The sequence below is a fragment of the Pseudomonas sp. NPDC088429 genome, assembly GCF_044753305.1.
Classification (GTDB): domain Bacteria; phylum Pseudomonadota; class Gammaproteobacteria; order Pseudomonadales; family Pseudomonadaceae; genus Aquipseudomonas; species Aquipseudomonas rustica.
Map to the genome: position 1 here is coordinate 265,123 of NZ_JBIVMX010000001.1, position 10,830 is coordinate 275,952.

Annotated in this window: 10 protein-coding genes and 1 pseudogene; 7 read left to right on the forward strand and 4 right to left on the reverse strand. The window is 59.8% G+C overall.

Annotation, left to right across the window (positions count from 1 at the left end; all coding sequences use genetic code 11):
• The first annotated feature begins 162 nt into the window (after nucleotides 1-162).
• The 4 genes from ACIP66_RS01335 to argE all read left to right on the forward strand — a co-directional run bounded on the left by ACIP66_RS01335 (nucleotide 163) and on the right by argE (nucleotide 3,900).
• Nucleotides 163-1,482 (forward strand): NAD(P)/FAD-dependent oxidoreductase, encoded by a 1,320-nt coding sequence (locus tag ACIP66_RS01335; protein ID WP_212551299.1) that lies wholly within the window; start codon nucleotides 163-165, stop codon nucleotides 1,480-1,482.
• 58 nt (nucleotides 1,483-1,540) lie between these two features.
• Nucleotides 1,541-1,957 (forward strand): RidA family protein, encoded by a 417-nt coding sequence (locus ACIP66_RS01340; protein ID WP_159814050.1) that lies wholly within the window; start codon nucleotides 1,541-1,543, stop codon nucleotides 1,955-1,957.
• Nucleotides 1,958-2,077: 120 nt separating this feature from the next.
• Nucleotides 2,078-2,755, forward strand: a complete 678-nt coding sequence (locus ACIP66_RS01345; protein ID WP_400644603.1) for a DUF1028 domain-containing protein — start codon at nucleotides 2,078-2,080, stop codon at nucleotides 2,753-2,755.
• Nucleotides 2,752-3,900, forward strand: a complete 1,149-nt coding sequence (gene argE, locus ACIP66_RS01350) for an acetylornithine deacetylase (protein WP_212551301.1) — start codon at nucleotides 2,752-2,754, stop codon at nucleotides 3,898-3,900. The genes ACIP66_RS01345 and argE overlap by 4 nt, the downstream gene beginning before the upstream one ends.
• Nucleotides 3,901-3,918: 18 nt before the next feature.
• On the opposite strand, the gene ACIP66_RS01355 is transcribed toward argE, so the two are convergent.
• Nucleotides 3,919-4,830: a LysR family transcriptional regulator gene (locus ACIP66_RS01355; RefSeq protein ID WP_212551302.1), complete on the reverse strand. Its 912-nt coding sequence runs from the start codon at nucleotides 4,828-4,830 to the stop codon at nucleotides 3,919-3,921.
• A gap of 384 nt (nucleotides 4,831-5,214) precedes the next feature.
• On the opposite strand from ACIP66_RS01355, the gene ACIP66_RS01360 reads away from it, so the two are divergent.
• Together ACIP66_RS01360 and ACIP66_RS01365 are read left to right on the forward strand one after the other, a co-directional pair.
• Nucleotides 5,215-6,630: a cytosine permease gene (locus ACIP66_RS01360; RefSeq protein ID WP_282357007.1), complete on the forward strand. Its 1,416-nt coding sequence runs from the start codon at nucleotides 5,215-5,217 to the stop codon at nucleotides 6,628-6,630.
• Between the two features lie 128 nt (nucleotides 6,631-6,758).
• Nucleotides 6,759-6,947, forward strand: a pseudogene (locus tag ACIP66_RS01365) (glutathione binding-like protein); the annotation flags it as partial.
• A gap of 54 nt (nucleotides 6,948-7,001) precedes the next feature.
• Here the strand turns inward: ACIP66_RS01365 and ACIP66_RS01370 are convergent.
• The 3 genes from ACIP66_RS01370 to ACIP66_RS01380 all read right to left on the reverse strand — a co-directional run bounded on the left by ACIP66_RS01370 (nucleotide 7,002) and on the right by ACIP66_RS01380 (nucleotide 9,195).
• On the reverse strand, nucleotides 7,002-7,430 hold the full coding sequence (locus ACIP66_RS01370) for a molybdopterin-binding protein (protein WP_158957911.1): 429 nt from the start codon (nucleotides 7,428-7,430) through the stop codon (nucleotides 7,002-7,004).
• A 141-nt stretch (nucleotides 7,431-7,571) separates the two neighbouring features.
• The gene (locus ACIP66_RS01375) at nucleotides 7,572-8,234 is read right to left on the reverse strand and encodes a M24 family metallopeptidase (protein WP_400644608.1); all 663 of its coding nucleotides are present in this window, start codon (nucleotides 8,232-8,234) and stop codon (nucleotides 7,572-7,574) included.
• 82 nt (nucleotides 8,235-8,316) lie between these two features.
• Nucleotides 8,317-9,195, reverse strand: coding sequence for a putrescine utilization regulator PtrR (locus tag ACIP66_RS01380; RefSeq protein ID WP_212544736.1), 879 nt, complete (start codon nucleotides 9,193-9,195; stop codon nucleotides 8,317-8,319).
• A gap of 103 nt (nucleotides 9,196-9,298) precedes the next feature.
• Between ACIP66_RS01380 and ACIP66_RS01385 the strand changes: the two genes are divergently transcribed.
• Nucleotides 9,299-10,690, forward strand: coding sequence for an aldehyde dehydrogenase family protein (locus tag ACIP66_RS01385; protein ID WP_400644611.1), 1,392 nt, complete (start codon nucleotides 9,299-9,301; stop codon nucleotides 10,688-10,690).
• Nucleotides 10,691-10,830 lie beyond the last annotated feature (140 nt).

A 10,830-nucleotide genomic window follows, 5' to 3' on the forward strand; every position in this document is an offset into this window, starting at 1 on the left:
CCCGTATTCACAGGCCTTCACCCTCCTGCATCAGAATTTTATCTTCACATCCCAGCTTAATAATATTTTACCGATATCCCCCCTCTCCCTAGTCTGACCTCAAGCCAAACGGACAAGCCAACAGCGCCCGAATCCAACTGCCTTGCTAGGAAGGATGTAGAGATGACCACTGAAATAATAAAAACAGACACGCTGATCGTGGGTGCCGGCCAGGCAGGCGTCGCCATGAGCGAGCACCTGAGCAAACTCGGTGTGCCGCACCTGGTGCTGGAGCGCAACCGCATCGCCGAGCGCTGGCGCACCGGGCGTTGGGATTCGCTGGTCGCCAATGGCCCGGCGTGGCACGACCGCTTTCCGGGTCTGGAATTTGATGATGTCGATCCCGACGGTTTCGCCCCGAAAGAACGCGTGGCTGATTACTTCGAAGCCTATGCGAAGAAATTCAATGCGCCGATCCGCACCGGCGTTGAAGTCAAAAGCGTGGTGCGCAATGTCGGTCGTCCGGGTTTCACCGTCGAAACCTCCGAAGGCGTGATCGAAGCCAGCCGTGTGGTCGCGGCTACCGGCCCGTTTCAGAAACCGGTGATCCCGGCGATTGCCCCGCAAGACAAACGTCTGCTGCAGATGCACTCCGCTGACTATCGCAACCCGCAGCAACTGCCGGAAGGCGCAGTGCTGGTGGTCGGTGCCGGTTCTTCCGGCGTACAGATTGCTGATGAGTTGCAGCGTTCCGGCAAGCAGGTGTTCCTGTCCGTCGGCGCCCACGACCGCCCGCCTCGCGCTTACCGCAACCGTGATTTCTGCTGGTGGCTGGGCGTGTTGGGCGAGTGGGATCAAGCGGCGATGAAACCTGGCCGCGAGCACGTGACCATCGCGGTCAGCGGCGCGCATGGCGGGCGCACCATCGATTTTCGCGGGCTGGCCCATCGCGGCATGACCCTGGTCGGTGTGACCGAGTCGTTCAATAACGGTGTGGTCACTTTCAAGCAGGATCTGGTCGGCAACCTCAATCGCGGCGACGAAAACTATCTGGCGCTGCTGGACGCTGCCGACGCTTACATCGAACGCAACGGCCTCGATCTGCCGGAAGAACCGGAAGCGCGCGAAACTTATCCAGAACCTGACTGCGTGAAAAATCCGCTGGCCGATCTGGATCTGGCCAAGGCTGGCATCACCTCGATCATCTGGGCCACAGGCTTCGCCGTGGATTATTCCTGGCTGCAAGTCGCGGCGTTCGATGACAAAGGCAAGCCTGTGCATCAGCGCGGTGTGTCGAGCGAGCCGGGTGTGTATTTCCTTGGTTTGCCGTGGCAGTCGCGTCGCGGTTCGTCGTTCATCTGGGGTGTTTGGCACGACGCCAAACACGTCGCCGATCACATCGCGACCCAGCGCAAATATCTGGACTATCGCGATGCCGAGCAGCGTGAAGCCGAGCTGCACGCGCCTGCGCACAACAAAATCGCCGACACCGTCGACGCCTGATTTGCCTCTTTCGATCCGGCGCCGATTGCGCCGGGCAACCCTGATTCTGGAGCTGTAAATGAGCACGCCAACCCACACCCGCATCCGTATGTTCAACACCAAGGACACCTACCCGAACCAGTCGCTGGACAACGACCTGTGCCAGGCCGTGCGTGCCGGTAACACGGTGTATGTCCGTGGTCAGGTCGGCACTGATTTCGATGGCAATCTGGTCGGTCTGGGCGACCCGCGTGCGCAGGCGGAACAAGCGATGCGCAACGTCAAGCAACTGCTGGAAGAAGCCGGCAGCGACATGAGCCACATCGTCAAAACCACCACCTACCTGATCGACCCGCGTTATCGCGAAGCGGTGTATGGCGAGGTGGGCAAGTGGCTCAAGGGGGTGTTCCCGATCTCGACCGGGTTGGTGGTGTCGGCACTGGGGCAGCCGCAGTGGTTGATGGAGATTGATGTGATTGCTGTGATTCCTGAGTAAGCAGGTTCACCGCGTTATGGCGATCGCGAGCAGGCTCACTCCTACATTTCGAATGCGTTCACCTGTAGGAGTGAGCCTGCTCGCGATGAGGCCAGCCCAAACACACAAGGAGTTCATTAGATGACCTTTTCAATCGCAGCCCGCTGCGCCGAAACCGGCCAGTTCGGTGTCGCCATCAGTTCCTCCAGCATCGCCGTCGGCGCGCGCTGCCCATGGTTGCTGCCGGGCGTTGGCGCGGTGTCGAGCCAGAACATCACCTTGCCCTCGCTCGGCCCGGAAGTGCTCGCGCTGATGGAGCAAGGCCTGTCGCCAGACGAAGCACTGGACAAAGTCCTCACGCGCAACGGCTACAGCCAGTACCGCCAGATCACCGCGATCAACCACCTCGGCCAGACCGCACACTTCAGCGGTTCACAGACCCTCGGCGTGCACAATGCGGTCTCCGGCGAACAGTGCGTCGCTGCCGGCAACATGCTCGCCGGGCGCTCAGTCATCGAAGCGACGGTCAGCGCTTTCGAAGACGGCGAAGGCCAACTCGCCGACCGCCTGCTCAAAGCCCTGCACGCCGCGCAAGCCCTCGGTGGCGAAGCCGGCCCGGTGCATTCGGCTGCGGTTGTAGTGGTCGGTGAACAGACCTGGCCGATCGTCAATCTGCGCGTCGACTGGGCCGATGAAAACCCGATCGGTCAGTTGCAAAAACTTTGGGATGCCTACCAACCACAGTTGCAGGACTACATCGACCGTGCCCTCGACCCGGCTAAGGCCCCGGGTTACGGCGTCGCCGGTGATGATCGATGAACAGCGTCGAGTTGCTCAGAGCGCTGGTGGGTTTCGACACCACCAGCCGTGAATCCAACTTGCAACTGATCGAATTCGTTCGTGATTACCTCGAAGGCTTCGACGTGCCCTGCGCGCTGATCTACAACGACGAGCGCAGCAAAGCCAACCTGTTCGCCACGATCGGCCCGGTGGATCAACCGGGCATCGTGTTGTCCGGACACACCGATGTGGTGCCGGTCGACGGCCAGCCGTGGACGCTTCCTCCATTCGAACTGACGGAGCGCGACGGCAAACTGTTCGGCCGTGGCACGGCGGACATGAAGGGCTACATCGCCTGCGTGCTCGCTTTGGTGCCGGCGCTGGTGCAGGCTTCGTTGCGCATCCCGGTGCACATCGCGTTGTCGTATGACGAAGAAGTCGGCTGCCTCGGCGTGCGTTCTTTGCTCAAGGTTCTGCAGCAGCGCCCAGTCAAGCCACTGCTGTGCATCATCGGCGAACCGACTGAACTGAAACCGGTGCTCGGCCACAAAGGCAAACTGGCGATGCGCTGCGATGTGCACGGCCATCCGTGCCATTCGGCCTACGCGCCACTCGGCGTCAACGCCATCGAATACGCCGCCGAACTGATCGGTGAACTGGGGCGCCTCGGTCAGCAATTGAAAGCACCGGAGCATCACGACACGCGTTTTGATCCGCCTTACAGCACCGTGCAAACCGGCGTCATCAGCGGTGGTAAAGCGCTAAACATCGTGCCTGCCGATTGCCGTTTCGATTTCGAGATCCGTGCCCTGCCCTCGCAGGATCCGGCCTTGGTCGCCGAGGCGCTGAAGAGCTATGCCGAGCGCGAAGTGCTGCCGCGCATGCGTGCGGTCAGTGCGCAAAGTGAAATTCGTTTCAGCGAGTTATCGGCCTATCCGGGGCTGGTCACCGATGCGCAGAGCCAGGCTGCCGAATTGATTGCGGCGTTCTGCGGCTCAACGGAATTTGGCACGGTCGCGTTTGGCACTGAAGGTGGTTTGTTTGATGCGGTGGGCATTCCGACCGTGGTCTGCGGCCCCGGCAGCATGGATCAGGGCCACAAACCCGATGAGTTTGTCAGCCTCGATCAGTTGCAGGCCTGCGATGACATGCTCCAGCGCGTGCTGACGTTTATCCGCGATTGAAACCCGGCTCGACTGCACTCACGCGTACAGTCGGGCCAATTCCTCACGGCAATGGTCGACGAACAACTGCACCGGTTTGGTCAGTTGCACGCGCCGCAACCACGCTGCCGACAATCCCGAACCGGTCACCGTTTCCGCCAACGGCACACACACGACTTGCTGGCCGTCGTAGGTGTAGTCGCTGAACGGTTTGGTCACCAGAATCGAAAAACCAAAACCATTGCCGACCATGCCGCGCACCATCTCGATCGACGGTGAGCTGAAGACGATGTTCGGCGTCAGCCCGCGCTCCTCGAAAATGCTCACGAAGTAGGTGCGGCTCGGCACTACGTCGAGCAGGATCATCGGTTCCAGCACCAAATCATGCAGAGACACCTTGGCCTGTTGCGCGAAGCGATGGTTGGCCGGGAGCAAGGCGTACGGCTGTTGCGGTGGCATCAGTGGCGTGGTTTCTATGGTGCTGTCGAGGTCGTGCTCGAACATCATCGCCACGTCGATGCTGCCGGCGGTGAGGGCTTGCACCAGCTCCTGTTGTTCGCCGTCGCGAATGCGGATTTCCACGCCGGGCCAGCGCTCCTTGAAACCGGCGATCAGGCGCGGCAGATACAGCGGCGCGACGGTTTCGAAACAGCCGATATCGATCTGCCCGGACACCACGTCGTTGTCGGCCAGGGCGTTCTGTTCGAACTCGTGGGCAACGCGCAACAACTCCAGCGCCTTGCGGTAGAAGCGTGAGCCGCTGGGCGTCAGCGAAACGCCTTGGGCGTGGTGGCGGATGAACAATTGCACACCGAAGCTTTCTTCCAGATGTTTGATCGCGGTGGAGACCGATGGCTGCGCGATATAGAGCTTGCGCGAGGCTTCGGCGACGCTGCCGCAATCGGCGGTGGTGACGAAGTATTTGAGCTGGCGCAGGTTGTAGGCGGCCATGGGAATCTCCAGAAAATCAAAGGATCGCTGTGGCGAGGGGATTTATCCCCGATGGGGCGCGAAGCGGCCCCTGTTTTTAAAGTCAAAAGAGGGGCCGCTGCACAGCCCATCGGGGATAAATCCCCTCACCACAGGAACCTCATTGCAGATAAATCTCTGCTTGCAGGTAAATCCCATCATCACAAAGGGTCACTGACTACTGGAGGTGAACATACCGGAGCACCGCCTCCCCCAGAGCATATTTTTTTTAAGGTCTGTAGCAACAAACTTACTAATTTATCTATCCCGACGCTTTACCCATGATCGCTTCAACAAGAATTGCGCCGCCCGTGCCGGCGCTTGCCGAAGTACGTCCACGTACTCATCCTTGCCTTGGAGTTCGTCATGGCTACCCCTGCTGCATCTTCCGCTCCGCTGATTGAAAAACACACGATAGGATACGTGCCCCCCGAAGATCGCCACGGAAAGGTCAGGGATCTGTTCACGCTCTGGTTCGGCGGCAACATCGCGCCGTTGCCCATCGTCACCGGTGCGCTGGGCGTGCAGTTGTTTCACTTGAATCTGGTCTGGGGCATCGTCGCGATTCTCGTCGGCCATCTGGTCGGCGGCGTGCTGATGGCGTTGCACTCGGCGCAAGGCCCGCAGATGGGCATTCCGCAAATGATCCAGAGCCGCGCGCAGTTCGGCTCCCTCGGTGCGCTGCTGGTGGTGTTGATTGCCGGCGTCATGTACATCGGCTTTTTCGCCTCCAACATCGTCCTTGCCGGCAAGTCGTTGCACGGCGTGGTTGATAGCGTTCCAGTTCCCGTCGGCATTGTCATCGGCGCCGTGGGTTCGGGGATCATCGGCATCATCGGCTACCGCTTTATCCATGTGCTCAACCGCATCGGCACCTGGGTGTTGGGGATCGGCATCGTCGTCGGTTTTGGCTACATCTTCACCCACATTCAAACCGATGACTTCCTCACCCGTGGCAGCTTCAACCTCTCCGGCTGGCTGGCCACCGTGTCACTGGCCGCGTTGTGGCAGATCGCGTTCGCGCCGTACGTGTCCGACTATTCGCGCTACTTGCCGGCCGACGTCAAAGTCTCTTCGACGTTCTGGACGACGTATCTGGGTTCGGCGCTCGGTTCGAGTCTGGCGTTCATTTTCGGCGCCGTTGCCGTGCTCGCCACACCGGTTGGCATGGACACCATGGACGCAGTGAAAATGGCCACCGGCTCCATCGGCCCGCTGATGTTGGTGCTGTTCCTGCTCAGCGTGATCAGCCACAACGCCCTCAACCTCTACGGCGCCGTGCTGTCGCTGATCACTCTGGTGCAGACCTTCGCCTACCGCTGGATCCCGACCGCCAAGAGCCGCGCGGTGATCTCGATCATCGTGTTGCTGGCCTGCTGCTTCGCCGCCGTCGGCGCCTCCAAGGACTTCATCGGCCATTTCGTCGATATGGTGCTGGTATTGCTGGTGGTGCTGGTGCCGTGGACGGCGATCAATCTGATCGACTTCTACGCGATCCACAAAGGCCAGTACGACATCCAGTCGATCTTCCAGGTCGATGGCGGCATCTACGGTCGCTACAACCCGCAGGCCTTGCTGGCCTACGCGATCGGCATCGCCGTGCAGATCCCGTTCATGAACACGCCGCTGTACGTCGGCCCGGTGTCGGCACACATCAACGGCGCGGATCTGTCGTGGCTGGTGGGCTTGCTGGTGACGTCGCCGCTGTACTTCTGGCTGGCGAATCGGGATACGTCCTATCGTCGACGGATGATGGGCGGGAAACTGGCGAGCAGTCTGTGAAAAACTGATCCGGTGAAACAGGAAGGCCCGCCAGAATGCGGGCCTTCTTCTTTTCGGTGTGGTATTTCTCTACCTCCGACCACTTCGAGGAAAAGGACATCCAATGCTGCGAATCCTCGGTAATGCCTCTTCGATCAACGGGCGCTTACGTCAGTGGCAATGAGTTTTCACTCGCAGACATCCCGATTTGTCTCTCGATAAACCGCTGGTTCGAAACACCGCTCAAGCATCCGCATTTTCCCGCCGTCAGCGCCTACTACGATCGCCTTAATCAACGCGAAGGCTATCGTCTGTATGGTCGCAACGGTACGCCATAACGCAAAAAACCGCTGATCCCGGAATCAGCGGTTTTTTATTTGCCTGCGAAACTATCAGGCCGGAACACCCAGAATAATGTGCGAAGCCTTGATCACTGCCGTCGCGCTGACGCCTTTGGCCAGGCCCAGTTCGGCAACGGCATCGCGGGTCACGATCGAGTAAACCTTCGAGCCGCCGGCGAGCTCGATCACCACTTCAGCGTTGACCGCACCGTCCGTCACGCTCAGCACTTTGCCTTCCAGGCAGTTGCGCGCCGACAGACGAATGTCGCTGGATTCAGTCATCAGCATCACCCACGGTGCCTTGATCAGCGCAACGGCTTCTTTGCCGACAGCGATGCCGAGGTTCTTGATGCTTTCCATGGTCACGACGGCCACCAATTGCTCACCGCCCGCCAGGGTCAGAACCACTTCGGCGTTGACGGCGCCGGCCTGAACATTGCTGACTTTGCCTTTGAATACGTTGCGTGCGCTGACTTTCATGATGGACGTCCTGTTTTATGACTTTTGAGTTAGGAAACGGCGTGCATCATCGAAGCTGGCGCTATATAAAAACAACTACAGCGCTGCGCTCTGTTGTCACGCCCCCCTACATACAAGCACGCCATGAGAAACCGGCACGGATCAGATCAGCAGATCTTCGTAAAACGCGCCGAACGGCCGTGTCGGATGAGCGATCTGGATTTCCAGAATCCATACACCGGCATTCGGCGCTTGATCGAAGTCGCCAAGGTCGCCGCCACGGTGAATCGCATGAGGGAAATCGCTGACCCGATGGCCTTTGATATTGAGGTTCAGCACCCAGCCCATCGCCTCGGCCTGATCGCTGGCAAAGCGGTACAGCTCAACGCCGGAAACGCCCTGACGCCAGAACCCCTCGACCCGATCGAACAATTCTTTGGCCGCCGCCGCACAGGCGATCATTTCCGGGTCGGAGCCGGTGGTGTAAGTCGCGCCCGCATCGCCTTCGTGCCCCTGCCAGACCACGCCCATGTCGATGAAGAAAATATCGTCCTTACCCAACACCGGATCGCCTTCAGAGCGTTGTTTGAAGGTCTTGAGTGTATTGGCGCCGAAGCGAATCAGCAGCGGATGCCAGATCCGATCCATGTCCAGCTCAACGAGGATTTGCTTGCCCAGCGCCTGCGCTTCGGATTCAAGCATGCCGGGTTTGATCACCTCGGCAATTGCATCGACGGCTTTCCAGGTCAATTGCTGGGCGTGGCGCATCGTTTCCAGCACAAAACGTTCGCCGACCGCTTCTTTACCGCTTAATGCTGTGGTCATTTCCTTGTCCTCATGGCCGCGCTGTATAGTTTTTTATATTGCGAAACACCGATAAAGATACAGCCATGACACAAGGTGTCAATTACTCTTCTGCGCGCACCACCCCGCGTTCTTCAAGCAGCCGCACAAACATGCTCAAGCTGCGCGACACCGTGCCCCGGCGCCACACCAGCCACGTAGTCAGATAGCGAAAATCCTTTGCCAGCGGCCAGACGCTGACGGTCGCGCTGCCAGGCATGCTCTGCAACATCTTGCGTGGCATCAGCGCCAGACCGGCACCGGCGCTGACGCAGGCGAGCATGCCGTGATAGGACTCCATTTCGAAGATTTTTCCGGGCACAGCGGCGTCGGTGCTGAACCACTTTTCAAAGTGATGACGATATGAGCAGTTGGAGCGGAAGGCGTAAATATTCTCGCCATTCACATCCGCCGCCCGCTGGACGGGCGCGTGATTGAGCGGCGCGATGATGACCATTTCTTCCTCGAAGGCCGGCACGCCTTCCAGCGTCGGATGCAGCACCGGGCCGTCGACAAACGCCGCGGCGAGGCGCCCGGAAAGCACGCCGTCGATCATTGTTCCCGAGGGCCCGGTGGACAGGTCGAGATCGACTTTCGGGTGTAATTGGTTATACGCCGCGAGCAGCTCGGGAATGCGCACTGCCGCGGTGCTTTCCAGCGATCCCAGTGGAAATGCGCCTTGCGGCTCCTCGCCCGCCACGGTCGCGCGCGCCTCTTGCACCAGATCGAGAATCCGTCGCGCGTATTCGAGAAAACTCCATCCGGCCGGCGACAGGCGCAAACGGCTTTTCTCGCGAATAAACAGATCGACACCCAGATCCTGCTCAAGCTGCTTGATGCGCGTGGTCAGGTTCGACGGCACGCGATGGATCTGCGTGGCGGCGGCGCTGATGCTGCCGTGCTCGGCAACCGCTTTGAAGATTTCCAGCTGCACCAGATCCACAGTCATTCTCCAATCGTGAAAGAAACGATCTTTATTATTCAGTTTCCAGAAAACAAACACCACCCTACTCTAGGCTCATCCGACGAACATGCAGGACGAGACCATGAGCCAAATTTCCAGCCAGACCCACGCCATTTCGATCAATCCAGCCAACGGCGAGCAGATCGGCCAATACGCCTTTGAGTCCGCCGCCGCCCTCGATGCCGCACTGACCCGCGCCGCTTATGGCTTCGGCAAGTGGAAGCGCAAGCCGCTGCAGGATCGCTCGCGTTTGCTGACCGCCCTCGCCGGCGCGCTGCGTGACACCGCTGAAGCCATGGCGACCATGATCACTCAGGAAATGGGCAAACCGATCGCTCAGGCCCGTGGCGAAATCGAGAAATGCGCCAAGCTCTGCGAGTGGTACGCCGAAAACGGCCCGGCCATGCTCGACGCGGAACCGACCCAGGTTGAAGGTGGCAAGGCGCGCATCGAATACCGTCCGCTCGGCCCGATTCTCGCGGTGATGCCGTGGAACTTCCCGATCTGGCAAGTGCTGCGCGGCGCTGTACCAGCGTTGATTGCCGGCAACACTTATGTGCTCAAGCATGCGCCGAACGTAATGGGCAGCGCTTATCTGCTGCGTGACGCCTTCACCCGTGCTGGTTTCGCTGACGGCGTGTTTGAAGTGATCAACGTCACTCAAGAAGGCGTTTCCACTGCGATTGCCGACCCGCGCATTGCTGCGGTGACCCTGACCGGTAGCGTGCGTGCCGGCATGGCCATCGGCGCTCAGGCCGGTGCTGCGCTGAAGAAGTGCGTGCTGGAATTGGGTGGTTCCGATCCGTTTATCGTGCTTAACGATGCTGATATCGATGAAGCCGTGCAAGCGGCCGTCATTGGCCGCTACCAGAATTCCGGCCAGGTCTGCGCCGCCGCCAAACGTCTGATCATCGAAGAAGGCGTGGTGGAAGAATTCACCCGCAAATTCGTCGAAGCCACCCGCAAGCTGAAAGTGGGCGATCCATTAGCTGCCGACACTTACATCGGCCCGATGGCGCGCTTCGACCTGCGTGATGAACTCGACCAGCAAGTGCGCGACACCCTTGAAGAAGGCGCGACGCTGTTGCTCGGGGGCGGCAAATCTGAAGGTGCCGGCAACTACTACGAGCCTACCGTGCTGGCTGATGTCACCGACCGCATGACCTCGTTCAAACAGGAACTGTTCGGCCCGGTCGCCTCGATCATCACCGCCCGCGATTGCGCGCATGCCGTGGCATTGGCCAACGACAGCGAATTCGGCCTGACCGCGACGATCTACACCGCCAACGTGCAACTGGCCCAGCAACTGACCAGCGAACTGGAAACCGGCGGCGTGTTCATCAACGGCTACTCCGCCAGCGACCCGCGCGTGACCTTCGGCGGCGTGAAGAAAAGCGGTTTCGGCCGCGAGCTGTCGCACTTCGGCGTCCGCGAATTCTGCAACGCGCAAACCGTGTGGCTGGATCGTAAATAATCCCCAAGCCCCGCCACCTCCCCCTGTAGGAGCTGCCGAAGGCTGCGATCTTTTGACCTTGCTCTAAAAAAGCCAGATCAAAAGATCGCAGCCTTCGGCAGCTCCTACACATGCGTCTATAATGCCCGAGTCTTCCTGCC